23 protein-coding genes are annotated in these 25,258 nt (G+C 72.6%); 13 read left to right on the forward strand and 10 right to left on the reverse strand.

Annotated features, from left to right (window positions below; translation table 11 throughout):
• The first annotated feature begins 8 nt into the window (after positions 1 to 8).
• Both EV284_RS08290 and EV284_RS08295 read left to right on the forward strand, forming a co-directional pair.
• On the forward strand, positions 9 to 1,292 hold the full coding sequence (locus EV284_RS08290) for a 50S ribosomal protein L11 methyltransferase (protein ID WP_165425481.1): 1,284 nt from the start codon (positions 9 to 11) through the stop codon (positions 1,290 to 1,292).
• On the forward strand, positions 1,289 to 2,557 hold the full coding sequence (locus EV284_RS08295) for an MFS transporter (protein ID WP_165425482.1): 1,269 nt from the start codon (positions 1,289 to 1,291) through the stop codon (positions 2,555 to 2,557). The genes EV284_RS08290 and EV284_RS08295 overlap by 4 nt, the downstream gene beginning before the upstream one ends.
• Before the next feature lie 19 nt (positions 2,558 to 2,576).
• Here EV284_RS08295 and EV284_RS08300 read toward each other — a convergent pair whose 3' ends face one another.
• Entirely contained in the window at positions 2,577 to 3,287 is a 711-nt protein-coding gene (locus EV284_RS08300) for a hypothetical protein (RefSeq protein ID WP_242625625.1), read from the reverse strand.
• Positions 3,288 to 3,348: 61 nt separating this feature from the next.
• Between EV284_RS08300 and EV284_RS08305 the strand changes: the two genes are divergently transcribed.
• Positions 3,349 to 4,740 carry a PLP-dependent aminotransferase family protein gene (locus EV284_RS08305; protein ID WP_130331862.1) on the forward strand — a complete coding sequence of 464 codons (1,392 nt, stop codon included), beginning with the start codon at positions 3,349 to 3,351 and terminating at the stop codon, positions 4,738 to 4,740.
• Between the two features lie 52 nt (positions 4,741 to 4,792).
• Here EV284_RS08305 and EV284_RS08310 read toward each other — a convergent pair whose 3' ends face one another.
• Both EV284_RS08310 and EV284_RS08315 read right to left on the reverse strand, forming a co-directional pair.
• The gene (locus EV284_RS08310) at positions 4,793 to 5,200 is read right to left on the reverse strand and encodes a PIN domain-containing protein (RefSeq protein WP_130331864.1); all 408 of its coding nucleotides are present in this window, start codon (positions 5,198 to 5,200) and stop codon (positions 4,793 to 4,795) included.
• Complete coding sequence (locus tag EV284_RS08315; protein ID WP_130331866.1) at positions 5,197 to 5,460, reverse strand: hypothetical protein; 264 nt, start codon at positions 5,458 to 5,460, stop codon at positions 5,197 to 5,199. Before EV284_RS08315 ends, EV284_RS08310 begins: the two co-directional genes overlap by 4 nt.
• 151 nt (positions 5,461 to 5,611) lie before the next feature.
• Here EV284_RS08315 and EV284_RS08320 point away from each other — a divergent pair, with 151 nt between their 5' ends.
• Both EV284_RS08320 and EV284_RS08325 read left to right on the forward strand, forming a co-directional pair.
• A complete protein-coding gene (locus tag EV284_RS08320) occupies positions 5,612 to 7,645 on the forward strand; it encodes a thioredoxin domain-containing protein (RefSeq protein WP_130331868.1) in 2,034 nt (677 codons plus the stop codon).
• Between the two features lie 103 nt (positions 7,646 to 7,748).
• Positions 7,749 to 8,636 carry a prohibitin family protein gene (locus EV284_RS08325; protein WP_130331870.1) on the forward strand — a complete coding sequence of 296 codons (888 nt, stop codon included), beginning with the start codon at positions 7,749 to 7,751 and terminating at the stop codon, positions 8,634 to 8,636.
• Positions 8,637 to 8,683: 47 nt separating this feature from the next.
• On the opposite strand, the gene EV284_RS08330 is transcribed toward EV284_RS08325, so the two are convergent.
• Together EV284_RS08330 and EV284_RS08335 are read right to left on the reverse strand one after the other, a co-directional pair.
• Complete coding sequence (locus EV284_RS08330; protein ID WP_130331872.1) at positions 8,684 to 9,415, reverse strand: Mut7-C RNAse domain-containing protein; 732 nt, start codon at positions 9,413 to 9,415, stop codon at positions 8,684 to 8,686.
• A gap of 43 nt (positions 9,416 to 9,458) precedes the next feature.
• Positions 9,459 to 10,139 carry a hemolysin III family protein gene (locus tag EV284_RS08335; protein WP_207228970.1) on the reverse strand — a complete coding sequence of 227 codons (681 nt, stop codon included), beginning with the start codon at positions 10,137 to 10,139 and terminating at the stop codon, positions 9,459 to 9,461.
• A gap of 374 nt (positions 10,140 to 10,513) precedes the next feature.
• Between EV284_RS08335 and EV284_RS08340 the strand changes: the two genes are divergently transcribed.
• Positions 10,514 to 12,346 carry a phosphoenolpyruvate carboxykinase (GTP) gene (locus tag EV284_RS08340; protein WP_130331876.1) on the forward strand — a complete coding sequence of 611 codons (1,833 nt, stop codon included), beginning with the start codon at positions 10,514 to 10,516 and terminating at the stop codon, positions 12,344 to 12,346.
• Positions 12,347 to 12,353: 7 nt separating this feature from the next.
• Here the strand turns inward: EV284_RS08340 and EV284_RS08345 are convergent, their stop codons facing one another.
• Complete coding sequence (locus tag EV284_RS08345; protein WP_130331878.1) at positions 12,354 to 12,767, reverse strand: hypothetical protein; 414 nt, start codon at positions 12,765 to 12,767, stop codon at positions 12,354 to 12,356.
• Between the two features lie 72 nt (positions 12,768 to 12,839).
• Positions 12,840 to 14,051: a pyridoxal phosphate-dependent aminotransferase gene (locus EV284_RS08350; protein ID WP_130331880.1), complete on the reverse strand. Its 1,212-nt coding sequence runs from the start codon at positions 14,049 to 14,051 to the stop codon at positions 12,840 to 12,842.
• Positions 14,052 to 14,176: 125 nt separating this feature from the next.
• Between EV284_RS08350 and EV284_RS08355 the strand changes: the two genes are divergently transcribed.
• Both EV284_RS08355 and EV284_RS08360 read left to right on the forward strand, forming a co-directional pair.
• Positions 14,177 to 14,905, forward strand: a complete 729-nt coding sequence (locus tag EV284_RS08355; protein ID WP_130331882.1) for a hypothetical protein — start codon at positions 14,177 to 14,179, stop codon at positions 14,903 to 14,905.
• Positions 14,906 to 15,041: 136 nt separating this feature from the next.
• Positions 15,042 to 15,866, forward strand: coding sequence for a serine protease (locus EV284_RS08360; protein ID WP_130331884.1), 825 nt, complete (start codon positions 15,042 to 15,044; stop codon positions 15,864 to 15,866).
• A gap of 3 nt (positions 15,867 to 15,869) precedes the next feature.
• On the opposite strand, the gene EV284_RS08365 is transcribed toward EV284_RS08360, so the two are convergent.
• Together EV284_RS08365 and EV284_RS08370 are read right to left on the reverse strand one after the other, a co-directional pair.
• A complete protein-coding gene (locus EV284_RS08365; RefSeq protein WP_130331886.1) occupies positions 15,870 to 17,480 on the reverse strand; it encodes a D-aminoacylase in 1,611 nt (536 codons plus the stop codon).
• 12 nt (positions 17,481 to 17,492) lie between these two features.
• Positions 17,493 to 18,770 (reverse strand): alanine racemase, encoded by a 1,278-nt coding sequence (locus tag EV284_RS08370; RefSeq protein ID WP_130331888.1) that lies wholly within the window; start codon positions 18,768 to 18,770, stop codon positions 17,493 to 17,495.
• Between the two features lie 136 nt (positions 18,771 to 18,906).
• On the opposite strand from EV284_RS08370, the gene EV284_RS08375 reads away from it, so the two are divergent.
• The 5 genes from EV284_RS08375 (at position 18,907) to EV284_RS08395 (ending at position 23,370) form a co-directional block, all read left to right on the forward strand.
• Positions 18,907 to 19,974 (forward strand): sugar kinase, encoded by a 1,068-nt coding sequence (locus EV284_RS08375; RefSeq protein ID WP_130331890.1) that lies wholly within the window; start codon positions 18,907 to 18,909, stop codon positions 19,972 to 19,974.
• Positions 19,971 to 20,735, forward strand: a complete 765-nt coding sequence (locus tag EV284_RS08380) for an IclR family transcriptional regulator (protein WP_130331892.1) — start codon at positions 19,971 to 19,973, stop codon at positions 20,733 to 20,735. The genes EV284_RS08375 and EV284_RS08380 overlap by 4 nt, the downstream gene beginning before the upstream one ends.
• Positions 20,732 to 21,142 (forward strand): RidA family protein, encoded by a 411-nt coding sequence (locus tag EV284_RS08385; RefSeq protein ID WP_130331894.1) that lies wholly within the window; start codon positions 20,732 to 20,734, stop codon positions 21,140 to 21,142. The genes EV284_RS08380 and EV284_RS08385 overlap by 4 nt, the downstream gene beginning before the upstream one ends.
• Positions 21,143 to 21,273: 131 nt before the next feature.
• Complete coding sequence (locus EV284_RS08390) at positions 21,274 to 22,749, forward strand: gluconate:H+ symporter (protein ID WP_130331896.1); 1,476 nt, start codon at positions 21,274 to 21,276, stop codon at positions 22,747 to 22,749.
• Between the two features lie 102 nt (positions 22,750 to 22,851).
• Positions 22,852 to 23,370 carry a hypothetical protein gene (locus EV284_RS08395; protein ID WP_130331898.1) on the forward strand — a complete coding sequence of 173 codons (519 nt, stop codon included), beginning with the start codon at positions 22,852 to 22,854 and terminating at the stop codon, positions 23,368 to 23,370.
• 63 nt (positions 23,371 to 23,433) lie between these two features.
• Here the strand turns inward: EV284_RS08395 and EV284_RS08400 are convergent, their stop codons facing one another.
• On the reverse strand, positions 23,434 to 25,134 hold the full coding sequence (locus tag EV284_RS08400) for a glycoside hydrolase family 18 protein (protein ID WP_130332960.1): 1,701 nt from the start codon (positions 25,132 to 25,134) through the stop codon (positions 23,434 to 23,436).
• Positions 25,135 to 25,258 lie beyond the last annotated feature (124 nt).

The raw sequence follows: 25,258 nt of genomic DNA on the forward strand, positions 1-25,258 counted from the left end.
CCGACCGGATGACGGACCTTCTGCGGGGCGGCCACTTCGCCCAGCGCGTCGAACACGCCAGGCGACGCTCGGGGCAGTGCTACGCCCCCTGGCCGCCCGGCGCCCCCGAGCCGCCGGCCGGCCCGCTGCCGGGGGAGTGGGAACTGACCGCGTTCCGCGGCCTGGTGGCGGCCCGCGACCGCGCCGGGCAGGACGGCACCGGCGCCGTCTACATCGGCGAGGACTCCCTGCGCTTCGTCGACACGATCCTCGACGCCCGGCCCACCGGCCGGGCGGTGGACGTGGGATGCGGGTCGGGCATCACCAGCTCCGCCCTCGCCCGCACCTGCGACGAGGTGATCGCGGTCGACGTCCAGCAGGTGTGCCTGGACGCGACCGCGCTGTCGGGCACCCTCAACGGCAGCGCCGACCGCATCCACCCCTGGCGCGGTGACGTCTTCGCGTCCCTCGGCACCGGAGGGCCGGACGACCTCGCCGCGTCGGGCCCCTTCGGATGCGTCGCCGCGAACCTGCCCTACGCCCCCGTGCCGCCCGGCCTCGCCTACTCGGCCGCGGGCAACGGCGGACCGGACGGACTGGACCTCAACCGGCTGCTGCTGCGGTCCGCGCCCGGTCTCCTCGACCCTCGTACCGGCATGCTCCTGACGCGCTTCCACTCCCTGGGGGACGCGTCCGGCCCGATGCTGCTGGGCGAGATCCGGGAGTTCGCCGCGCGCACCGGTCACGACGTGGCGGTGGTGGCGGACGGGCGGACCTCCTCCAGGGTCCGTGCCGCGCTCACGGCCGTGCACGCCGCGCGCCACAACCCCGAGCTTGCGGCCGCCGAGGTGCTCCGGCTGGTCGACACCCACCAGGAGAAGCTCGGCATGCCGTACTTCCACGCCTGTTCCCTGGTGAGCCGGGCGGGCGGCTCCGGCACGGTGACCTTCACCGACCTGTCGTCCCCCGTCAGGGCCGACACCCCGGTGCTGGCCGTGCCCGGTGCGTCCCCCGAGGCCGTGCGCACCGCCGAACGGCTCTACCGCAACCGCACCCCCGACCTCCCGGACGGCTTCTGGGAACTGGGCGGCACCGCGGACGTGGACGGCCCGCCGGAGCGCCTGCCGCGGCTGCTGGAGGCCCTGGAGGGGGTACCGTCCGGACCGCGCACGGCGCTGACGCTCGCCGAACTGGTCTTCGCGGACCGGTTCGCGGCGGACGCCACCCGGGCGCGCGCCCTGTACGTGACGACCGAAGTGATGCTCGGCTGCCTCGCGGAGGCAGGCGTGGTGAGGAGCGGGACCGGCGAGTGAGCACTGAACCGACGACCGGGCGCACGACCGGCGAACGCTATCTGGGGGCGGTCCTCCTCCTCGCGCTGGGCGCCTTCGCCGTGGGCACGGACAGCTACATCATCAGCGGCATCCTGCCCGCGATCGCCGGTGACTTCCGGCTCCCCGAAGGGGTGGCCGGGCAACTGGTCACCGTCTTCGCGCTCAGCTACGCGATCAGCGCGCCGGTGCTGACGACCCTGACGGCCGCCTTCGGACGGCGGCTGCTGCTGCAGACCGCCCTCGGGGTCTTCCTGCTGGCCAACGTGCTCGGAGCGCTCGCCCCGACGTACGGGGTGCTGCTCGTCGGGCGGGTGCTGGCCGGGGCCGGGGCCGCGATGTACATGAACACGGCGGTGGCGGTGGCCACCGCCGTCGCCGGGGACAGCCGGCGGGGCCGGGCGGTCTCGCTGGTCCTCGGCGGCCTCACCCTGGCCACCGCCTTCGGCGTCCCCCTGGGCTCGCTCGTCGGCAACCTCGGGTCGTGGCGCGGCACCCTCGGGCTGACCGCGGCCCTGGCGGCCGTGGCGATGGCGGGGCTGGCGCTCACCCTCCCCGCCACGGCCGCGCCCCCCGCCGTCAGCATGGGCCGCCGGCTGCGGGTCGCGGCCCGGCCGGGCGTCCTCGTCGCGGTGACGGCCAACACCCTGGTGGTGGGCGGCAGTTTCGTCGTCTTCACCTACCTCGCCGTGCTCACCCGGGCCGTGACCCCGCTCAGCGAGGCCGGGGTCAGCGCCGTGCTGCTCGTGTGGGGCGTCGCGGCGGCGGCCGGCAACGCCGCCGGCGGCCGCTCCTGCGACCGCCGCGGCTCCGAACGCACCTACCTCTACGGCGTCGGCGGGGTGGCCGCCTCCTTCGTCGCCCTGGGGACCGTCGCCCTCGCCGCCCCGCGCGGGAACACGGCCACGACGGCCGTGTTCCTCCTCTGCACCCTCGTCTGGAGCGCCCTGTACTGGCTGATCCCGGGCGCGCAGGTGCAGCGCGTGATGCTGCGGGCTCCCGACGCCCCGGTCGTCGCCGTCTCCGTCAGCAGCGCCTCCTCCTACCTCGGAGTCGCCCTCGGCGGCGCGGTGGGCGGCGCGACGCTTCAGTACGCCTCCGCGCCGGTGCTGCCCTGGACCGGCTGCGCGCTGGCGCTCTGCGCTCTGCTCGTCGTCGTCCGGGACCGGTACCAGGCCCCCGAGGCGCTCCCGGACGCGAAGAGGGCGCCGAGCGGCTCCACCGTGCGGGAGACGCTCGACACCTGAGGTACGGAAGGCCCCGCCGTCACGGCTCCACCCGCTCGCTCGGAGGGCCGGCCGGCAGACGGACGGTCGTCCGGGGCAGGAAGAAACCGACCAGCGGCCCCATGCACAGTGCGACAAGCACCGTTCCGACTCCCAGGGTCCCGCCCAGCAGCCAGCCGGCGCCGGCGACCGTGACCTCGATCGCGGTGCGGACGGCCGCGAGGGGGAGGCGGGTGACCCGTACGAGGCCGGTCATGATGCCGTCGCGGGGGCCCGAGCCGAACTGCGCGCCGAGATAGAGCGCGTCGAAGAACGCCAGCGCGACCAGGCCGAGCAGCAGGTAGGCGATCCGGCCGGGCAGCCCGTGCGGGTCGGGGAGCACGGCCGCCGTGGCGTCCGCGGCGAACCCCACGACGGCCACGTTGAGGAACGTGCCGAGGCCGGGCAGCTCCCGCAGGGGAATCCAGGCGAGGAGGACGAGGACGGAGATCAGGTTCGTCGCCCAGCCGAACGAGATGCCCGACACGCGGGCCGTTCCCTCGGTGAGCACGTTCCAGCTCGCCGCGCCGAGCCCGGACTGGACCAGCATCATCACGGCGCCCCCGTACCCCGTCAGACCGACGAGGAGCTGCAGCAGGCGGCGTGTCTTCCGGCCCGCCCGGACCTGGGCGACGGCGCTCATGCGCAGCAGTACGGGCCGGTCGGGGTGAGGTGGCGTCGAGACGGTTTCGGGAGGAGCGGGAAGAGCCATGGCACCACTGTGCGGATCATCTGGGTCCGCATTCCATAGCCAGATTCCCTACGCTGGTCCGGTGAAAGTCAGCTCGCACACGGTGGCCGGCATGCTGGGCCGCTGGCAGGAGGGCCCCGGCCCGGCGCACCGGCGCCTCTCCGACCGGCTCCGGCTGCTCGTCCTGGACGGGCGCCTTTCCCTCGGCGCCGCCCTGCCCAGCGAACGGGACCTGGCCGCGGCCCTCGACACCAGCAGGACCACCGTCGGCGCCGCGTACCGGACCCTGGTCGAGCACGGTTACCTCGCCACCCGGTCCCGCGCCCGGGCGACCGTACGGCTGCCCGACGACACACCGGCCGAACGGCGGGCCGACGCGAGCCCGGAGACCCTCGACCTGTCCCTGGCCGCGCCCACGGCCCCGGTCGAGATCCTGCACGCCGCGTTCGCCACCGCGCTCGAACAGCTGCCGCGGCACTTCGAACGGCGCGGTTACGACCGTTACGGCATCACGGAGCTGCGCGAAGCGGTCGCCGACTGGTACCGGCGGCGCGGGCTGCCCACCGCGCCCGACCACATCATGATCACCAACGGGGCCCAGCACGCCCTGGCCGTCCTGGCCCGCACCCTTGTGTCCCCGCGCGACAGGGTCGTCATCGACCACCCGACCTACCCGCACGCGATCAGGACGTTCCTGGACGTACGCGCCCGGCCGCTGCCGGTGGCGCTGACCCCGTCCGGCTGGGACGCCGCGCAACTCGGTGAGGCGGCGCGCTCCGCACGGCTCGCCTACCTGATCCCCGACTTCCACAACCCGACCGGTACGAGCATGTCCGCGAGCGTGCGCCGCGGCCTCAGGCTGGCCTGCCCGACGGTCGTCGACGAGACGATGACCGACCTGGCGCTGGAGGGGGCGAGCCCGGAGCCCTTCGCGCTCCACATGCCCACCGCCATCAGCATCGGCTCCGTGTCCAAGAGCGTCTGGGGCGGTCTGCGCATCGGCTGGATCCGCGCGACCCCGTCCCTGCTGGAGCGTGCCGAACAGGCCCGCCTCACCACCGACCTCGGCACCCCGGTGATCGAACAGCTCGCCACCGCCGCCCTGCTGAACAACCGCCAGACCCACCGGCCCGAGGCGCTGCGCCAACTGGCGGAACGCCGCGACGCGCTGAGGCGGGCCCTCGCCGAGCACCTGCCCCACGTCCACGCGCCGCGCCCGCCCGGCGGCATGACCCTGTGGGCCACCTTCCCCGACCCCGTCAGCTCGCGGCTGGCGGCCATCGCCCCCGAGCACGGAGTGACGATCGCGGCCGGCCCGCGGTTCGGTATCGGCGGCGCCTTCGAACGCAACGTCCGCCTGCCCTACACCCTCCCCCCGGACCAGCTCACCCGCGCCGTCCGCAGCCTCGCCGAGGCGGAACGAGCACTCACCCGCGGAGCGACCGGCACCCACACCCCGGCCCCGATCGCCTGAACACGGTGCGCGCCCGGGGGACGTGACCTCCGAACCCGGTAGTGGGCGGTGCTCACACCTCTCTGACGATCACGCGGTTCCCGCACAGCTTCGACCAGTCGTCACGGTCGGAGGTCAGAACGATGACAGGTGCCGGGACGCGGAGCGCGAGCGCGGCGACGAGAGCGTCGATCGCGTACTTGTGTCCGTGCAGCCGGCCTGCGTCCCGAAGCAACGTCACTGCGGTCAGGGAGTCCTCCTGGCTGACCGGTTCCACTCGGAGCCGGGAGAGCATCCACTTCAGACGTGCCAGATCGGTTCTCTGCTGTACGGCTTCGACAATGGTCGGCGCAGACACAAAGACGGGAATCCCGGCCTGCCGGGATGCCTCGATGCGAGCCGCCATCCCGCGATCGTTGCGCAGAAGCAGGGAGAGCGCCTCGGAGTCGAGTACCAGCGAGCGGGCCGGCCGCTCCTTCACGCAGCGCCCCACTCGGCGGTCTCGTCTCCGAACAGCTCGCGTCGGGCGGCTTCGATCTCCTGCTCGGTGAGCGCGCCGTGCTCCTCCTCATGGGCCGCGACGATCTCGGCGAGCCCGTCCATGGCGAGCTGATGTCTGACGGCTTCGGTGACATAGCTGGACAGCCCGCGACGCCCGGTTCGCGAGCGAAGCTCGCTGACCAGCTCTGCAGGCATCGACACGGAGATGTTCTCGGTGGTGCCGGATCGGGTCGGCTTCATGCTCCCGAGTGTAAGAGAGTATCTATTACATTGCTGGAGTTCGAGGTGTGAGGCCCCACCGGCCCTGGCGCGGAAGAGCGAAGACGAGTCGCACTTCTCCGCGCTGTCGGGGTGCCCGGTCCGGCAGAGCCCCTGTGAGAGGCTGGAGCGTATGAACCGGCTAGCCGACGTGACCTCGCCGTATCTGCTCCAGCACGCTGACAACCCGGTCGACTGGTACCCCTGGGGGCCGGAGGCGTTCGAGGAGGCGAGGCGGCGGGATGTGCCGATTCTGCTGAGCGTCGGGTACTCCGCCTGCCACTGGTGTCACGTCATGGCGCACGAGTCCTTCGAGGACCAGGCCACCGCCGACTACCTGAACGAGAACTTCGTCAGTGTGAAGGTCGACCGGGAGGAGCGGCCGGACGTCGACGCGGTGTACATGGAGGCGGTGCAGGCGGCGACCGGGCAGGGCGGGTGGCCGATGACCGTGTTCCTGACGCCGGAGGCCGAGCCCTTCTACTTCGGCACCTACTTCCCGCCGCGCCCCCAGCACGGCATGCCCTCCTTCGGGCAGGTGCTGGAAGGGGTGCACCAGGCGTGGGAGGGCCGGCGGGACGAGGTCACCGAGGTGGCCGGGAAGATCACGCGGGACCTCGCCCAGCGGGAGATCGTCCGGCAGGCGGCCGGGGTGCCCGGTGAGGAGGAACTCGCGCAGGCCCTCCTCGGCCTCACCCGCGAGTACGACCCCCAGCGCGGCGGATTCGGCGGCGCGCCCAAGTTCCCGCCCTCCATGGCGCTGGAGTTCCTGCTGCGCCACCACGCGCGCACCGGCTCCGAGGGCGCCCTGCAGATGGCGAGCGACACCTGCGAGCGCATGGCCCGCGGCGGCATCTACGACCAGCTCGGCGGCGGCTTCGCCCGCTACTCCGTCGACCGCGACTGGGTCGTGCCGCACTTCGAGAAGATGCTGTACGACAACGCGCTGCTCTGCCGGGTCTACGCCCACCTCTGGCGCACCACCGGCTCCGACCTCGCCCGCCGCGTCGCGCTGGAGACCGCCGACTTCCTCGTCGGCGAACTCCGTACGGAGGAGGGCGGGTTCGCCTCGGCGCTGGACGCGGACAGCGACGACGGCACCGGCCGTCACGTCGAGGGCGCGTACTACGTCTGGACGCCCGAGAGCCTGCGCGCCCTGCTCGGGGACGAGGACGGCGACCTCGCGGCCGAGTACTTCGGTGTGACCGGTGAGGGCACCTTCGAGCACGGCCAGTCCGTACTCCAACTGCCGCAGTCGGAGCGGGTGTTCGACGCCGGGCGGATCGCCTCGGTCAGGGAGCGGATGCTCGCCGCGCGGTCCCGGCGCCCCGCGCCCGGCCGGGACGACAAGGTCGTCGCCGCCTGGAACGGCCTCGCCATCGCCGCCCTCGCCGAGACCGGCGCCTACTTCGACCGCCCCGACCTGATCGAGGCCGCCGTCGCCGCCGCCGACCACCTGGTCCGGGTCCACCTCGACGAGCACGGACACCTCACCCGGACCAGCCGCGACGGCCGGGCCGGGGACAACTCCGGGGTGCTGGAGGACTACGCCGACGTCGCCGAGGGCTTCCTCGCGCTGGCCTCCGTCACCGGCGAGGGCGTCTGGCTGGACTTCGCCGGGCTCCTCCTCGACCAGGTCATGGCCCGCTTCACCGATCCGGAGAGCGGCGCGCTGTACGACACCGCCTCCGACGCCGAGCAGCTCATCCGCCGCCCGCAGGACCCGACGGACAACGCGACCCCCTCCGGCTGGTCCGCCGCGGCCGCCGCCCTGCTGTCCTACGCCGCGCACACCGGCTCCGAGGCCCACCGGACCGCCGCCGAGCGGGCCCTTGGCGTGGTCAAGGCCCTCGGGCCGCGGGTGCCCCGGTTCGTCGGCTGGGGCCTGGCCGCCGCCGAGGCGCTGCTCGACGGACCCCGCGAGGTCGCCGTCGTCGGCCCGTCCCTCACCGACGAACGCACCGCGGCCCTGCACCGCACGGCCCTCCTCACGCGCGCCCCCGGCGCGGTCGCCGCCGCGGGCACACCGGACGGCGAGGAGTTCCCCCTGCTCGCGCACCGCCCCCTGGTGGACGGCGCCCCGGCCGCGTACGTCTGCCGGAACTTCACCTGCGAGGCCCCGGTCACCGACCCCGAAACGCTGCGCGCGGCGCTGGACGGCAACTGACCGGACCCGGCACCCCGCACGGCTACTTCCCGGACACCCCCGCCCGCTACCATGCGCTGCCCGCCGCCCGGACGGGGTGGCGCATCCTGTGGGGGGAAAGCCCGTGTTCGTACTGTCCGTACTGCTGCTCATAGCGGCCGTCGCCGTGTTCCTCGTGGGACGGGGCAGAGCCGAGGCCGGCTGGAAGATCGGGGCCGCGATCGGGGCCCTGGGTGGGGTCCTGGCCGGCCTGTTCGCCTGTCTTCATGTGGTCAGCGCCTATGAGGTGGGCGTCCCGGTGACATTCGGCCGGGTCGGCACCCCGCTGACCTCCGGCATGCACGTCAAGTCGCCGTTCACCGACGTCACCTCCTTCTCCACCCGGCCGGTCGACCTCGACCTGGGCGGCGAGGACCGGGTGGAGGTGCGCTCCTCGCAGGGCGGGGTGCTCTACGCGGACGTCACCATCAAGTGGGCCGTCGTCCCGCGCAAGGCGGTCGAGCTGTACCGGCTGGCGGGCAGCGAGGACGCGGTGCAGGAGCGGCTGGTGCTGCCGGACAGCCGCGAGATCATCCGCAACGTCTTCGCCCGGCACACCAGCGAGGAGGGGTACGCCTCGGCCCGCGAGCGGATCAGCGCCGAGATCGAGGCCCAGGTGAAGGAGCGGCTGGCGCCGCGCGGGATCGACGTGACCACCGTCAACCTGCGCAACGTGCGGCCGTCGAAGCAGTTGCAGGGCCAGATCGACAAGAAGATCCAGCAGGAGCAGGCCACCGAGCGCGCCGTCGAGGCCGCGCGGACCGCCAAGGCGGAGGCCGAGCGCAAGCGGATCGAGGCCGAGGGCACCGCCCGCGCCAACAAGATCCTGGAGCGCTCCCTCAGCGACAAGGTCCTGTACAACCAGTGCCTGGACGCCTACCGCGAGGCCGCCAAGGCCCACCCCGTGTACGCCGTGCCCTGCGGCAGCGGCTCCGGCGGCAGCCCGGTCATCGTGGACGGCACCAAGGACTGACGGCACCGGGCACCGGCGGCACCAGGCACCGGCGGCACCTGTCGGAGCTAGCCCAGCCCCGACCGGAACCGCACCGCCTCCGCCACGATCGCCTCCAACTGCGCGTGGTGCGCCCCCTTCCAGTACGCCCGCCCGCACTCCCCACAGGCCGCGAACACGTCGTACGTGTCCCGCGTGCCGGCCTGGAGCCGGTCGGCCACCTGGGACTTGGTGGCCGGACGCAGCGGGCCGTTGCAGGCGGTGCAGCGGGACCAGGGGGCCAGCTCCGGGGCGAACCGCTCCAGTACGTCCCGGAGCTGCTGCTCGGGCCGGGTGCTGTACACATACGCCCCGGCCCACAGCTCCCGGCGGCGCAGCAGACCCCGGTCCCGGCTGAGCAGGACCCGGCGTTCGGCGGCCGAACGCGCGGCGAGCGCCGGGTCGCCGATGTCGGTGGACTCGTACGCCGTGTCCACGCCGAGCAGGCGCATCCGGCGGGCCAGGGTGCCCAGGTGCACGTCGAGCAGGAAGCGCAAGGGGGCGCCGGGCACCCGCTGGGGGCGGGGGACCGGGCCGACGCGGACGGACTCGCCGTCGGCCGGTACGTGGGAGCGGGGGACCTCGCGGCCGTCCACGGTGAGGGTGCCGGCCTCGGTCAGCGGGATGCCGAGCGACTCCACGACATGGCCGAGGGAGGAGACGCCGTCGGTGCCGAGTTCGGCGGGGCCCGCGCGGTGGGCGTGCGGCACGAACGGGTGCAGTTCCGGGGCGACTTCGAGGTGGATCACGGGTCCGTTCACCCGGTCAGGATGGCACGGCCGCCCCGGCCGCCCCGCAGGTCCGTCAGGCGTGCTGGTAGGCCACCAGCGAGATGCCGATGTAGTGCACGACGAACGCGGCCAGCGTGAGGGCGTGGAAGACCTCGTGGAAGCCGAACCAGCGCGGTGAGGGGTTCGGCTTCTTGATGCCGTAGACCACGCCCCCGGCGCTGTACAGCAGGCCGCCGACGACCACCAGGATCAGGACGGCGACGCCGCCGGTGCGCATGAAGTCGGGCAGGAAGAAGACGGCGGCCCAGCCCATGGCGATGTAGCACGGGGTGTACAGCCAGCGGGGCGCGCCGACCCAGAAGACGCGGAAGGCGATCCCCGCGAGGGCGGCCGCCCAGATGCCCCACAGCAGCCACTGCCCCTTGCTGCCCGGCAGGAGCAGCAGGGTGAGCGGGGTGTAGGTGCCGGCGATGATCAGGAAGATGTTGGAGTGGTCGAGGCGGCGCAGGATGCGGTCGGCCCGGGGGCTCCAGTTGCCCCGGTGGTACAGCGCGCTGACGCCGAAGAGCAGACATGCCGTCAGGGCGTAGATACCGCAGGCGACACGGCCGCGGGTGGAGTCGGCGAGGGCGGTGAGGACCAGGCCGGCGATGAGTGCGGCCGGGAACATGCCCAGGTGCAGCCAGCCACGGAGCCGGGGCTTGACGGGCTCCGGCAAGGAAAGCGTGGGAACGGACGCAGTCATGCCCCGCATCGTACCTACGGAACCGTAAGTTACGAATCAGACCCCCTGGGCGGGTGGCCGAGGTCACGCCGCTGCCAAGATCCATCGTCTCACGTCCGACACGGGTCCGGCGGGCAAAGAATTCGCCATGTGCGCGCCAGGCGGGCGTAAAGGGGTGCGCATGTCAGCAGGACGGACGCGGGACAGGCCGTTTCGGGGGTACTCGCTCACCTGTGACGCCCTCTGGACATATGCGCACTCGCATCGGATGATCAAATGAGTGCGGTCGGTACCGGATGAGCGTCGACCCCGACCGGGGTTGCCGCCTGGCATCCGGGCCGCAGCCCCCAAGGGGCCGAGAAAATCCCTCACCCAGGGCCATAAACCCTCACTTAGGAGCGATCGTGGCGCGCGACAACGCGGCTCCCACCGTCATCCCGACCACCCATCAGGAACTGATCTCGTGGGTCGACGAGATCGCCGAACTGACCCAGCCGGACAACGTGGTCTGGTGTGACGGCTCCGAGGCCGAGTACGAGCGCCTGTGCGAGGAGCTCGTCGCCAAGGGCACCTTCACCCGGCTCGACCCGGTCAAGCGGCCGCACTCGTACCACGCGGCCTCCGACCCGACCGACGTCGCGCGGGTCGAGGACCGGACCTTCATCTGCTCCGAGAAGGAGGCCGACGCGGGCCCGACCAACCACTGGAAGGACCCCGCCGAGATGCGGGAGATCTTCCAGGGGTCCGGCGGCGAGGGCGGCCTGTTCCGGGGTTCGATGCGCGGCCGCACGATGTACGTCGTGCCCTTCTGCATGGGCCCGCTCGGCTCCCCGCTCTCCGCGCTCGGTGTGGAGATCACCGACTCCGCCTACGTCGCCGCCTCGATGCGCACCATGACCCGCATGGGCAGCGCCGTTCTGGAGCAGCTGGGCGAGGACGGCGAGTTCGTCAAGGCCGTGCACACCCTGGGCGCCCCGCTGGCGGCGGGCGAGCAGGATGTGCCGTGGCCCTGCAACTCCACCAAGTACATCTCGCACTTCCCCGAGTCCCGCGAGATCTGGTCCTACGGCTCCGGCTACGGCGGCAACGCGCTGCTCGGCAAGAAGTGCTACGCCCTGCGCATCGCCTCCGTCATGGCCCGCGACGAGGGCTGGCTGGCCGAGCACATGCTGATCCTCAAGCTCACGCCGCCGCACGGCGAGTCCAAGTACGTCGCCGCCGCCTTCCCCTCCGCCTGCGGCAAGACCAACCTCGCCATGCTGGAGCCCACCGTCTCCGGCTGGAGCGTGGAGACCATCGGCGACGACATCGCCTGGATGCGCTTCGGCGAGGACGGCCGGCTCTACGCGATCAACCCGGAGGCCGGGTTCTTCGGCGTCGCGCCCGGCACCGGTGAGCACACCAACGCCAACGCGATGAAGACCCTGTGGGGCAACGCGGTCTTCACCAACGTCGCCCTCACCGACGACGGCGACGTGTGGTGGGAGGGCATGACCGAGGAGCAGCCCGCGCACCTGACCGACTGGAAGGGCAACGACTGGACGCCGGAGTCCGGCACCCCGGCCGCCCACCCCAACGCCCGCTTCACGGTCCCCGCCGACCAGTGCCCGATCATCGCGCCCGAGTGGGAGGACCCGCGCGGGGTGCCGATCTCGGCGATCCTCTTCGGCGGCCGCCGGGCCAGCGCGGTCCCGCTGGTGACCGAGTCCTTCGACTGGAACCACGGCGTGTTCCTGGGCGCCAACGTGGCCAGTGAGAAGACCGCCGCCGCCGAGGGCAAGGTCGGCGAGCTGCGCCGCGACCCCTTCGCCATGCTGCCGTTCTGCGGCTACAACATGGGCGACTACATGGCCCACTGGATCGACGTGGCCAAGGACAAGGACCCGGAGAAGCTGCCCCGGATCTACTACGTCAACTGGTTCCGCAAGGACGGCGAGGGCAGGTTCGTCTGGCCGGGCTTCGGCGAGAACAGCCGCGTCCTGAAGTGGATCGTGGACCGCCTGGACGGCCGCGCCGAGGGCGTGGAGACCGCCATCGGCGTGCTGCCGGCCAAGGGCTCCCTGGACACCGAGGGCCTGGACCTCACCGAGGCCGAGCTGGACTTCCTGCTCACCGTCGACGAGGAGGTCTGGCGCGAGGAGGCGTCCCTGGTGCCTGGGCACCTCGAGACCTTCGGCGATCACACGCCCAAGGAGCTGTGGGACCAGTACCGGGCGCTGGTGGAGCGCCTCGGCTGAAGCGGGGTCAGTGGGCCGCGCTGAGTTCCCTCGGCGCGGCCAGGGCCGCCGTGTGGGCGTCCATCCGCTCGGCGGCCAGGATGGCGGCCGCCGTGTCCGCGCGGGAGGCCGCGACGAGCAGGGCGCGGCCCGCGAGGGTGTGCGCCCGGCGGTGCAGCGACGCCGTATCGGTGGCCGTTCCCGGCGCCGCCCGTACCGGGAGCCGGCCGCCGCGCAGGCGGGCCACCTCGGCGGCGAGCCGCTCCGCGGCCGTGTCCAGCTCGGGGCCGGCGGCCGGGCCGCGCAGTTCGTCGGTGACGGCGAGCAGGGCGGCGAGGTGTCCGGCGAGCTGGATGTCCAGTTCCTCGTCGCGGGAGCGGTGCGGGAAGTCCGGGGCCGCCGGAGTGCTGTGGACCGACTTGGTGCGGATCGGTTCGTACATGGGACGGCCTCCTCTGCGCTGACAGGAAACCATCCTAGCTTGGATTGAGTCTAAAGTTGATGCGAGTCGGTCCTATGGCTGGCCGTAGCCGTCCAGGAAGGTCCCGATCCGGGTCACCGCGTCCGTCAGATCGGCCACGTTGGGCAGGGTGACGACCCGGAAGTGGTCCGGCTCGGGCCAGTTGAAGCCGGTGCCCTGGACCACCATGATCTTCTCCTGACGCAGCAGGTCCAGTACGAGCCGCCGGTCGTCCCTGACCTTGAAGACCTTCGGGTCCAGGCGCGGGAAGAGGTAGAGCGCGCCCTTGGGCCGTACGCAGCTCACGCCGGGAATCCGGGTGAGCAGCTCGTACGCCGTGTCCATCTGCTCCTTCAGCCGGCCGCCCGGCAGCACCAGGTCGTTGATCGTCTGGCGGCCGCTGAGCGCCGCCACCACGCCGTGCTGGCCCGGCATGTTGGCGCACAGTCGCATGTTGGCCAGGATCGTCAGGCCCTCCAGGTAGGAGTCGGCATGCGCGCGCGGGCCGGAGACGGCCATCCAGCCGACCCGGTAGCCGGCCACCCGGTACGCCTTCGACATGCCGTTGAAGGTGAGGGTGAGCAGGTCGGGGGCGACCTTGGCGGTGGGGGTGTGGACGGCGCCGTCGTAGAGGATCTTGTCGTAGATCTCGTCGGAGCAGACCAGCAGGTTGTGGCGGCGGGCCAGGTCGGTCAGGCCCTTGAGCATCGCCTCGTCGTAGACCGCGCCCGTCGGGTTGTTCGGGTTGATGATCACCAGGGCCTTGGTGCGGTCGGTGATCTTGCGCTCGATGTCCGCGAGGTCGGGCATCCAGTCGGCCTGCTCGTCGCACCGGTAGTGCACCGCGGTGCCGCCGGACAGCGAGACGGCAGCCGTCCACAGGGGGTAGTCCGGAGCGGGCACGAGGACCTCGTCGCCGTCGTCGAGCAGGGCCTGCATGGCCATCACGATCAGCTCGGAGACGCCGTTGCCGATGAAGACGTGCTCGACGTCGGTCTCGATGCCGAGGGTCTGGTTGTGCATGACCACCGCGCGGCGGGCGGCCAGCAGGCCCTTGGCGTCGCCGTAGCCGTGGGCCGTGGAGACGTTGCGGAGGATGTCCTCCAGGATCTCCGGGGGGCACTCGAAGCCGAAGGCGGCCGGGTTGCCGGTGTTGAGCTTCAGGATGCGGTGACCGGCCGCCTCCAGCCGCATCGCCTCCTCGAGCACCGGGCCCCGGATCTCGTAACAGACGTTGGCGAGCTTGGTCGACTGGATCACCTGCATGCCCGCGAGCTTACGGCCCCGGAAGGGGCGGCGCGTGTGTTCTCCACCACGTGGGACGCGCCGGTTTCACCGGGTTTCGCCGAGGGGTGTTCGGGGCGCGTCCGTCTCCCTAGAATGCGACGATCATGTCTAGCGAACGCGAGTGCGAGCCGGAGGTGTACGGCGCGCACGAGGCGGACGGCGCGGCGCCGGTCCCGCCGATCGTCTTCCACCCCCCGGCCGCCCCGGCACCTTCCTACGAGGGGTACGCCGACCCCGCCGCCGCCCACGGCTGGCAGAGCGCCTACGACCAGACCCGGGAACTGCCCGCTCTGACCGAACTCTCCACGCCTCCCGGCCCGACGGGCCCCGGCGCCGCCGGAGTCGCCGCTGCCGCCGGCGGGCGGTCCGGGCGCCGGCGGCGGCCGGCCGGGGGGCGCCGCCGGGTGGCGGTGGCCGGGGCGGTCGCCGGCACGGTCGGGGCCGCCGCGGTGATCGCGGGTCTGGCGGGCTCCTCGTCGCCGTCCGGCGGTGACCGCCCGGTGACCACCGGACAGGCCACCTCCGGCGCGTCCGCGGTGCCGGCCACCTCCGGCACGCCGGACCCCGCGGCCGCGGTGAGCGCGGGAGCCGTCGACGTCCGCCCCTCGGCCACCCCGCCGCGTGCCACTCCGGTGCGGGCCACACCGGTCACATCCACCTCGTCGGCCGGGACGCCGGCCGCGCCGTCGGTCGTGCCCGCGGCCGCCACCGCCTCCCAGACGGCCCCGCCGTCCACCGCCCCCGCGACGACGGCCGCCGTTCCCGTGGCCTCCCTCACCCCCGCCCCCGGCGGTACCCCCGCCCATGGCGGCTGGCGGCACCGGCACCGCTGAGTCCGACGGGCCGTCGGCCGGGCGTCCTCCACGTGACGCCTTCTTGTCCTCTCTCGCCGACCCGATAACAATGCGCATGACAATACGGGCGGCCGGTGGCTCTCCGGTCGTCCGCTTCCGCAGAGAGGACCCCCACATGAACAAGCCTCTCCTGGCCGCGCTCTCCGCCGTGGCGCTCGCCGGGTTCGGCGCGACTCCGGCCGTGGCCGCGCCGCAGGCCAGGGCGGTGACCGTCGACTTCGCCGGAACCGTGTCGCTCAGCAACTGTTCCGGCTCCGTCGTCCGGCTGCCGAACTCGGCGGACAGCGACCCCGCGCTGGTGCTGAGCAACGGGCACTGCCTGGAGACGGGCTTCCCGCAGCCCGGCCAGGTCATCACCGGCCAGTCCTCCAGCCGCACCTTCGGCCTGCTGAACTCGGCCGGCACCAAGGTCGCCACGCTCCGCGCCAACCAGGTCGTGTACTCGACCATGACCGACACCGACGTCACCCTGTACCGGCTGACCACCAGCTACGCGGCCATCAAAAGCTCGTACGGCATCAACGCGCTGCCGCTGAGCGACACCCACCCGGTGGCCGGCAGCGCCATCAAGGTCGTCTCCGGCTACTGGAAGCGGATCTACTCCTGCAACGCGGACGGGTTCGTGTACCGGCTGAAGGAGGGCGGCTGGACCTGGAAGGACTCGCTGCGCTACACCGCCGCCTGCGACACCATCGGCGGCACCTCCGGCTCCCCGGTGGTCGACACCGCCACCGGCAAGGTCGTCGCCGTCAACAACACGGGCAACGAGGACGGCCAGTCCTGCACCGAGAACAACCCGTGCGAGGTCGACCAGAACGGCAAGGTCACGGTCCGTCAGGGCATCAACTACGCCCAGGAGACCTACCAGATACCGGCCTGCTTCACGACCGGCAACAAGCTCAACCTCGGCGCGGCCGGCTGCACGCTGCCCAAGCCCTGACCGTCACACCGGGGTACGGCGCACCGACCGGCCCGCCAGCACGTCGGTGCGCCGCCCGTCCTCGATGACGAACCGCCCGTCCACCAGGACGTGTGGAATCCCGGTCGGCAGCGTCCTCGGCTCCGCGAAGGTGGAGCCGGCGGCGACGGTGGCCGGGTCGAACAGCACCAGGTCCGCGCGGTACCCCTCGCGCACCAGGCCCCGGTCCGGCAGTCGCAGCCGGGCCGCGGGCCGCGAGGTCAGCCGGGCCACGCACTCCTCCAGCGACAGCACGCCCAGCTCGCGGACGTAGGTGCCGAGATAGCGCGGGAAGGTGCCGTAGGCGCGCGGATGCGGCTTGGTGCCCTGGAGGATGCCGTCCGAGCCGCCGGTGTGCGCGCGGTGCCGCATGATCGCGCGGACGTTCTCCTCGTGGCCGACGTGCTGCAGGATCGTGGTGCCGAGCCGGTCCTCTACCAGCAGGTGCCGTACGGTCTCCCACGGCTCCTCGCCGCGCAGTGCGGCCACCTCCTTCACCGTGCGGCCCACGTACGCGGCCAGCGCCGGGCTGGTCACGCCGGAGATCTCGATCGTCTCCCACTCCGCCGGTACGCCGTGGCAGCCGTCCGAGCCGGTGACCTCCAGATGGTGCCGGACGCGCTCGGCGGTCGCCGGGTCGGTGAGCCTGCTCAGGATCTTCGCGGGGCCGCCCTCGCTCGCCCAACTGGGCAGCAGCGCCGCGAGGGTGGTGGAGCCGGGGGTGTAGGGATAGGTGTCCAGGGTGAGGTCGGCGCCCGCGTCCAGCGCCGCGTCGAGCAGGGCGAGCAGCTCGGGGGCGCGGCCCTCGTTGACGCCGAAGTTCATGGTGGCGTGCGCCAGGTGCAGCGGGCAGCCCGCCTCCCGGGTGAGGGCGACCATCTCGGCGTACGCCTGAAGGGCGCCCGCGCCGTAGGAGCGGTGGTGCGGGCAGTAGTAGCCGCCGTAGGAGGCCACCACCCGGCACAGTTCGGTCAGTTCGGCGTCGTTCGCGTACATGCCGGGGGTGTAGGTGAGGCCGGAGGAGAGGCCGACCGCGCCCTGTTCCAGGCCCTCCGCGACCAGGTGCCGCATCCGGTCCAGCTCGGCCGGGGTCGCCGGGCGGTCCTCCCAGCCGACGACCAGCGCGCGGACCGTGCCCTGCGGGATGAGGTAGGCCGCGTTGACCGCGATGCCCTGATCGAGCCGGTCCAGGTACTCGCCGACCGAGCGCCAGTCGAAGTCGAGGTCGTCGCCGTAGCCGTTCCAGCCGGTGATGGCCCGGCGGACCTCCTCCAGCGTGCGGTCGTCGACGGGGGCGTACGACAGGCCGTCCTGGCCCAGGACCTCGAGGGTGACGCCCTGGGCGGCCTTCGCGCTGTGGTCGGGGTCGCGCAGCAGGGCCAGGTCGGAGTGGGCGTGCATGTCGATGAAGCCGGGGGAGAGGACCAGCCCCTCCGCGTCCAGCTCGCGCCGGGCGCGAGGGCGCTGGCAGCCCGCCGCCGCGGCCTCCTTGACGATCGAGACGATCCGGCCTCGGTCGACCACCACATCGGCGCGGTAGGCGGGCGCGCCGCTGCCGTCGACCACGTCGGCGTCCCGGATGACGAGTTCTTCCATGGCCCTGCCCTCCTAGAAGAACGTGCGGATGTACTGCACGACCGTGCCGTCCGCCTCGGTCACCGGGATGAGCTGCCACTTGTCGAAGCTGGTGCAGGGGTGGGACAGGCCGAAGCCGATCCAGTCGCCCACCATGACATCGGCCTCCGGTGTGGTGGCCAGCCACATGTGCTGGTCCGACAGGGCGGTCACCGTGACGCCGGTGGCCGGGTGTTCGGCGCCGTTGCGGCGTACGACCTGCGCCTCGGGCTTGTCCAGGTCGTAGGCGGCGTCGCGCTTGCCCGCGTCGACGAACGCCTGGCCCGGCTCGGGGCGGGAGACCACCTGCGCCCACAGCCGGAACGCGGGCTCCAGGGCGCCCTCCTCGGGCACCCGGTTGAAGGGGGTGATGCGGCGGTAGTGGCCGTCGTCGTGGGAGACGTAGGCACCCGAGCGGAGCAGCTTCAGCACCGGGCGGGACAGCTCGGGGACCTCGGCGAACACCTCGGCCACCGTGTCGAACCAGGCGCTGCCGCCCGCGCTGACCACGATCTCGTCCGCCTTGCCGAAGAGGCCCCCGGCGTCCAGGGCCGCGGCGAGCGCGGTGAGCCGGCGCAGGTAGGCGGCGACCCGCTCGGGATCGGCCTTCGGCACCTCGCCCTCGTACCCCGCCACGCCGACCAGGCGCAGGGTGCCGGTGGCGGCCACGGCGGCGGCGACCTCCGCGCACTCCGCCTCGGTACGGGCGCCGGTACGCGCGCCCTCCCCGGCCGCCAGCTCCACCACCACGTCCAGCGGACGGGCCGCGCCGGTGAGGGCCGCGTCCATCAGCTCGACCCCGCGCACGGAGTCGACGTAGGTCACCAGGCGGAAGGCCGGGTCGGCGGCCAGCTCGGCGGCGATGCGGCGCAGCGCGGCCGCGTCCACCAGCTCGTTGGCGAGGAAGATCCGCCGGACGCCGAACTCCCGTGCCACCCACACCTGATGAGGTGCCGCGACCGTGATGCCCCAGGCGCCGTGCTCGATCTGCCGGGCGAAGAGCTGCGGCGCCATCGAGGTCTTGCCGTGCGGGGCGAAGGCGAGGCCGTGCCGGGCCGCGTACGTCTCCATGAGCGCGAGGTTGTGTGCCAGGCGCTCGGCGGACAGGGCGAGGACGGGAGTGGCGAAGCCGCCGGTGAACAGGTTGCGGCGCTCGGCGGCCAGTTCGCCCACCGTCAGCCCGGCGGCGTCCGGCGGAAGGCCCTTGAAACGGTGGTCGACCCGTTCCCCGGCGAGCTCCGCCAGGGCGTCGGAACCGGTCTCACGAGCCATACGAGCCTCCTGATCAGCGTCGTTGCACTCTCTGCAACGTCCATTGCGTATGTCGCTCCATGCTGTCTAACATCTCGGCCAACACGGGGTCAACGAAGTCGTCACCCCGGACCACCGACGAGGAGCCGAGACCATCGTGACCGCCGACGGACCGTCCAGCGCCGCCCCGGACGCCGTGGATGCCGTGGACGTCGTCGCCCTCGGCGAATCCATGGTCGCCCTCCTCCCCGACCGCCCCGGCCGCCTCGCCGACGTGCCCGCCTTCCACCGGGGCATCGGCGGCGCGGAGTCCAACGTGGTCTGCACCCTCGCCGCCGCCGGCCACCCGGCCCGCTGGGTCAGCCGGGTCGGCGCCGACGGCTTCGGCCACCACCTGGTGGAGCGGATCGGCTCCTACGGCGTCGACACCGGCGCGGTCCGCGTGGACCCCGCCCGGCCCACCGGGGTCTACTTCCGCACCGCCGCCGACCGGGCCACCGACGCCCACGAAGTCGCCTACTACCGCGCCGGATCGGCCGCCTCCGCGATGGCCGTCGACAACACCGACCTCGCCGCCCTGGACGCGGGCCGCGTGCTGCACCTGTCCGGGATCACCGCCGCGCTGTCACCGGGGTGCCGGGAACTGCTGCACACCCTGACCGCGCCGCGTGAGGGACGCCCGGTGGTGTCCTTCGACGTCAACCACCGCCCCGGCCTGTGGCGTGAGGCCGAGGACGCGCTGGTGCTGCTGGACCTGGCCCGGCGGGCCGACATCGTGTTCGTCGGCACCGACGAGGCGGAGGACGCCTGGGGCACGCGGGGCGGGGTCGAGGCCGTCCGGCGGCTGCTGCCCGAACCGCGCGTGCTGGTCGTCAAGGAGGGCCCGCACGGCGCGACGGTCTTCGAGCGCACGGGCCCGGGGGAGTCCGCCGTGCACGTGCCCGCCCTCACCGTCGACGTGGTGGCCACCGTCGGGGCGGGCGACGCCTTCGCCGCCGGGTTCCTCTCCGCCACCCTGCGCGGGCTCCCCGCACGCGCCCGGCTGCGGCACGGCCACCTGATGGCCGCGGCCGCCCTCACCGTCCCCGGCGACCTCGCCGACCCGCCCGCCCGCGACCACGCCGACCGGCTCGCCGCCCTGAGCGACGAGGCGTGGGGGAGACTGCGACTCGGCCCCGGCTGGACCGGAGCCGACCAGGTCACCGAAGGGACGAGCACCGCATGAGCCAGACCGTCGACCGCGCCCTGAGCATCCTCCCGCTGCTCGCGGAGGGCCCCGCCGACCTCGGCCAGGTCGCCGAACGGCTCGGGGTGCACAAGTCCACCGCGCTGCGCCTGCTGCGCACCCTGCACGAACACGGCCTGGTCTACCGCCAGTCCGACCAGCGCTACCGGCTCGGCGCCCGCCTCTTCGCCCTCGCCCAGGAGGCGATGGAGAACCTCGACATCCGCGAGATCGCCCACCCCCACCTCGTGAAGCTCAACGAGGCGTGCGGGCACACCGTGCACCTCGCCGTGCACGAGGAGAACGAGGTGCTCTACATCGACAAGGTGGACAGCCGCTACCCGGTGCGCATGTACTCGCGCGTCGGCAAGCCGGTCGCCATCACCGTCGCCGCCGTCGCCAAGCTGCTGCTGGCCGACCTGCCCGAGGGCGAGCGCCGGGCGCTGGCGGAGAAGCTCGAATACCCCCTGTACACGGCCCGTTCCACCCCCCACGCGACCGCGTTCCTGCGGGAGTTGGAGAAGGTGCGCGAACAGGGCTGGGCCACCGACCTCGGTGGCCACGAGGAGTCCATCAACTGCGTCGCGGCCCCCATCAGGGGCGCCGACGGCCGGGTGGTCGCCGCGATGTCGGTCTCCGCGCCGAACGTCGTCGTCACCGCCGACGAACTCCTCACCCTGCTCCCGCGGGTGCGCCGCACGGCGGACGCGATCAGCGGCGAGTACTCCGGAAGAACCCCAGTGAAGGACCCCACCGCATGACCGACAAGATCGCGCTCACCCCGAAGACCCACACGGTGCCGCCCGCGAAGTTCTCCCACGGCGTCAGGAAGGGCAACATCCTCCAGGTCGCCGGTCAGGTCGGCTTCCTGCCCGCCGAGGAGGGCAAGGCCCCCACCCCGGCCGGTCCCACCCTGCGCGAGCAGACCCTCCAGACCCTCGCCAACGTCAAGGCGATCCTCGAAGAGGGCGGCGCGGGCTGGGACGACGTGATGATGATCCGCGTCTACCTCACCGACGTGGACCACTTCGCCGAGATGAACGACATCTACAACACCTACTTCGGCGAGCAGGGCCTCACCCAGCCCCCGGCCGCCCGCACCACGGTCTACGTCGGGCTGCCCGCCGGGCTCCTGATCGAGATCGACGCGCTCGCCGTCCTCGGCTGACCGCCGCTCCCCAAGGCAGCACCACCCGCACCACGCACACGGCACGGCACCCCCTTCGGGTGCCGTGCCGCGCTCCACCCTGCCCGAAAGCCCGATGCACTTAACCGACTCACGCAGAGGACCGCCCTCTCATGTCCCTTCCGCTCGCCGCACCCGCGCCCGCCGCGCCACCCCACACCGGAGGACTGCTCCTCCTGCTGGACGGCACCCCCGGCCTGCTCACCGTCGCCGGCCTCGGCATCGCCCTGCTGCTCTTCCTGATCATCAAGGTCCGGCTGCAGCCGTTCGTCGCGCTGCTCACGGTGTCCATAACCGTCGGCCTGCTCGCCGGTCTCTCCGTCACCGAACTCTTCGGCACCGTGCAGCGCTCCGACGCCGTCTCCACCATCGAGTCCGGCATGGGCGGCATCCTCGGCCACGTCGCCATCATCATCGGCCTCGGCACCATGCTGGGCGCGATCCTGGAGGTCAGCGGCGGCGCCGAGGTCCTCGCGAGCCGCCTGCTGCGGCTGTTCGGCGAGAAGCGGGCACCGCTCGCCATGGGCCTGACCGGCCTCATCTTCGGCATCCCGGTCTTCTTCGACGTCGGCATCTTCGTCCTCGCGCCGCTGGTCTACGCGGCCGCGAAGCGGGGCGGGAAGTCGATCCTGCTGTACTGCCTGCCGCTGCTCGCGGGCCTGTCCATGACGCACGCCTTCCTGCCCCCGCACCCCGGCCCGGTGGCCGCGGCCGGACTGCTGCACGTGCAGCTCGGCTGGGTCGTCCTCATGGGCGTGGTCTGCGGCATCCCGGCGGTGCTGGCCGCGTGGGCGTTCTCCGCGTGGGTCGGCCGGCGCATCTTCGTCCCCGTCCCGCAGGACATGGTCGAGGCGGCGGAGGAGGCCCGGCAGGCGGTCCTCGCCGAACAGCGCGCCTCGGGCGTGGAGCCGGCCGAGAAGCCGGTCCCCCTCGGTACGGTCCTCGCCATCATCGGTACGCCGCTGATCCTGATCCTCGCCGCCACCTTCTCCTCGGTCGCGCTGGACCCGTCCACCGCGCGCTCGGTCATCGAGTTCTTCGGGCACCCCTTCGTCGCCCTCACCATCGCCCTGGTGCTCGCCTACTACCTGCTCGGCATCCGGCGCGGCTGGTCCCGCAAGTCCCTGGAGAACGTCTCCACCGCCTCCCTGAAGCCGGTCGGCAACATCCTGCTGGTGGTCGGCGCGGGCGGGGTCTTCGGCGCCGTCCTCAAGGCCAGCGGGGTCGCCCAGGCGCTCTCGGACACCTTCCACGGCGTCGGCCTGCCGGTGATCGTGCTGGCCTACCTGATCTCGCTGGTGCTGCGGGTCGCCCAGGGCTCGGCCACGGTCGCCATCGTGACGACGGCGGGCATCGTCGCCCCGCTGCTGACCGAGGGCGATCACTCCCAGGCGTTCACCGCCCTGGTCATCATGGCCATCTCCGCCGGTTCCATCTTCGCCTCGCACGTCAACGACGGCGGGTTCTGGATGGTCGCCAAGTACTTCGGCATCACCGAACGCGACACGCTGAAGACGTGGACGGTCCTCGAATCGGTGCTCTCCGTCGCCGGGTTCGCGGTCGCGGCGGTGGTGAGCCTGTTCGTCTGACCGCTCCTTTGGCCGACAGGACGGGGGGACGTACCGGGGGGATACCGGCGGGAATGGAGCGCCGGGTGGTTCCGGCACAGGGAAGTCGTCCATACTGCCGCCGTGGAGCAGCGCATAGGATCGAGCAGCCAGCCCCTGAAGGGCGAGCCCGTCACGGGTGCCGGGTTCGACCCGGCCTTCATCCCCGGTCTGACGGGCTCCGCCGCCCAGGGGGAAGCGGAGGACGCCGAGGCGACGGCCGAAGCGGCCGACTCGGCCGAGGCGGAAGGGAGTTCGGCGCCCGCCGAATCCGTTCCCGAGGCCGAGGCGGCCGACGCCGGGGAGGAGCCCGCCGAGGACGGCGGACCCGTCTTCGAGGCCGCCGACCGCCGGGCGCGGATAGTCGCGGACCGGCGGGGCGTGCGCCTCGCCCTGGACGCGGAGGAGTGCGAGTTCACCTGGCCGGAGATCGCCGCCGTGGAGACGGAGACGGCCCGGTTCGGCAAGCGCTTCACCGTCACGGTGCACACCCCGGACCGCCGCTGGTACCCGATCGAGATCGAGGCCCCCTCCCGCTCGCGGTTCGCGGAGTGGGACGCCTCGATGGACGCGGTACTGGACGCCTACTTCGAGTCGGAGTGAAGAAGGGCGGTGCCCCGGCCTCCCCTCGGGGGAGGCCGGGGCACCGCCCGTTCTCCGGTACCGCTACGGCATCCCGTGCACGTGCGGACCGACCGCGCCGGACCAGGCGTTGCCCGCCGTCGCGTCCCAGTTGGTCGACCAGGTCATCGCGCCCCTGAGGTCCGGGTAGGTCCGGGAGGGCTTGAAGGAGCCGCAGCCGGTGCCCCTGGCCAGGCAGTCCAGCGCGCTGTTCACCACGCTCGGCGCCACGTAGCCGCTGCCCGCGCCCCGCGTGGAGGCCGGCACCCCGATGCCCACCTGCGAGGGCGCGAGCCCGCCCTCCAGCTGGATGCAGGCCAGCGCGGTCAGGAAGTCCACCGAGCCCTGGCTGTAGACCTTGCCGTCGCAGCCCAGCATCGAACCGCTGTTGTAGTACTGCATGTTGACGACCGTGAGGATGTCCTTGACGTTCAGGGCCGTCTGGAAGTAGGAACCGGACGTCGACTGCATGTCGATCGTCTGCGGCGCCATCGTGATGATCAGCGACGAGCCCGCCTTCGACGACAGCGACCGCAGCGCCTGCGTCATGTACGTCGGGTTGAGCCCGTTCTCCAGGTCGATGTCGACCCCGTCGAACCCGTAGGTCTGCATCAGGGAGTACACCGAGCCCGCGAAGTTGTTCGCCGAGGCGGTGTCGCTGACCGCGACCGTGCCGCGCTCGCCGCCCACGGAGACGATCACCTTCTTGCCCGCGGCCTGCTTGGCCTTGATGTCGGCCTTGAACTGGTCGACGGTGTAGCCGTTCAGCCCCGCCGAGTCCAGGCTGAAGCTCACCGCGCCCGGCGTGGAGGTGGCGTCGGCGAAGGCCACCGCGATGATGTCGTAGGCCGAGGGCACGTCGGAGATCTTCTGCACGGCCGCGCCGTTGTTGAAGTTCTGCCAGTACCCGGTCACCGCGTGCTTGGGCAGGTCGCCCTTGGGGATCGTGCCGCCGCCCGACGTGGTGGTCGCGCTCACGGTGGCCGACTTCGCCGACTCACCGGCCGAGTTGGTCGCGGTGACCTGGAAGGAGTACGAGGTCGACGCCGCGAGCCCGGTGACCGTGGCCGAGGTGCCGCTCACCGCGGTGACCTTGGTGCCGTCGCGGTAGACGTTGTAGCCGGTCGCGCCGGACACCGTGCTCCAGGCCAGCGAGACGGAGGACGAGGTGGTGCCGGACACCGCGAGCCCGCCGGGTGTACCGGGCTTCGTCGGCGCCGGGTCACCGCCACCGCCGCCGTCCGGGCCCTGCACCTGCACGTCGTCCGCGTAGTACGCGGCCTGCCCGTACCAGCCGTGGGTGTACACGGTGACCGAGGTGGTGGCGGAGCCCGTGGTGAACGTCGTCGAGAGCTGCTTCCACGACGAGCTGTCCGGCGTCCAGGTCGACACGTCGGTGGTGCCGGTGCCGGTCGCCCCGAGGTAGGCGTACCCGCCCTGCACCCAGGCGCTCAGCGTGTACGTGGAGTTGGGCTTGACCGCCACCGACTGGACGCACTGGGCGTTGTCCTGCCCGGCCGGGGTGGCCTTCAGCGCGGCGGAGCCGCCGTGCACCGGGGACGAGACGGTCGTCCCGCTGCCCGCCGAGCAGGTCCAGCCGGACAGACCCGACTCGAAACCGGCGTTCCTGGCGTTGTTGACGTCCGCCGCCGAGGCGGGAGCGGCGGCCAGCCCCGCCACGGCGAGGGCGAGAGCGGCGGTCACCGCCCGGGCGCGGGCCCGGCCGCGCCGGCCGGGCGCGGGCATGGCAGATACGAGGTCCAACTGGAGCCTCCAGTGGGGGAGATCGCGGGGGAGAGGGGATGAGCACCTCTGTGCGCCCACGTTGGTCCAGACCAATTCCGCTGTCAAGGGGTGGCGTGCGGACGGC

It is taken from the genome of Streptomyces sp. BK022 (genome assembly GCF_004217355.1).
Classification (GTDB): Bacteria; Actinomycetota; Actinomycetes; order Streptomycetales; family Streptomycetaceae; genus Streptomyces; species Streptomyces griseoluteus.

Bases quoted from the DNA above. Each gene is read 5' to 3' on its own strand.
- EV284_RS08290 (WP_165425481.1), top strand. From the start codon at position 9: ATGACGGACCTTCTGCGGGGCGGCCACTTCGCCCAGCGCGTCGAACAC.
- EV284_RS08300 (WP_242625625.1), bottom strand. From the start codon at position 3,287: ATGGCTCTTCCCGCTCCTCCCGAAACCGTCTCGACGCCACCTCACCCC.
- EV284_RS08315 (WP_130331866.1), bottom strand. From the start codon at position 5,460: ATGAAGCCGACCCGATCCGGCACCACCGAGAACATCTCCGTGTCGATG.
- EV284_RS08320 (WP_130331868.1), top strand. From the start codon at position 5,612: ATGAACCGGCTAGCCGACGTGACCTCGCCGTATCTGCTCCAGCACGCT.
- EV284_RS08335 (WP_207228970.1), bottom strand. From the start codon at position 10,139: ATGCGGGGCATGACTGCGTCCGTTCCCACGCTTTCCTTGCCGGAGCCC.
- EV284_RS08345 (WP_130331878.1), bottom strand. From the start codon at position 12,767: ATGTACGAACCGATCCGCACCAAGTCGGTCCACAGCACTCCGGCGGCC.
- EV284_RS08350 (WP_130331880.1), bottom strand. From the start codon at position 14,051: ATGCAGGTGATCCAGTCGACCAAGCTCGCCAACGTCTGTTACGAGATC.
- EV284_RS08355 (WP_130331882.1), top strand. From the start codon at position 14,177: ATGTCTAGCGAACGCGAGTGCGAGCCGGAGGTGTACGGCGCGCACGAG.
- EV284_RS08360 (WP_130331884.1), top strand. From the start codon at position 15,042: ATGAACAAGCCTCTCCTGGCCGCGCTCTCCGCCGTGGCGCTCGCCGGG.
- EV284_RS08365 (WP_130331886.1), bottom strand. From the start codon at position 17,480: ATGGAAGAACTCGTCATCCGGGACGCCGACGTGGTCGACGGCAGCGGC.
- EV284_RS08370 (WP_130331888.1), bottom strand. From the start codon at position 18,770: ATGGCTCGTGAGACCGGTTCCGACGCCCTGGCGGAGCTCGCCGGGGAA.
- EV284_RS08380 (WP_130331892.1), top strand. From the start codon at position 19,971: ATGAGCCAGACCGTCGACCGCGCCCTGAGCATCCTCCCGCTGCTCGCG.
- EV284_RS08385 (WP_130331894.1), top strand. From the start codon at position 20,732: ATGACCGACAAGATCGCGCTCACCCCGAAGACCCACACGGTGCCGCCC.
- EV284_RS08390 (WP_130331896.1), top strand. From the start codon at position 21,274: ATGTCCCTTCCGCTCGCCGCACCCGCGCCCGCCGCGCCACCCCACACC.
- EV284_RS08400 (WP_130332960.1), bottom strand. From the start codon at position 25,134: ATGCCCGCGCCCGGCCGGCGCGGCCGGGCCCGCGCCCGGGCGGTGACC.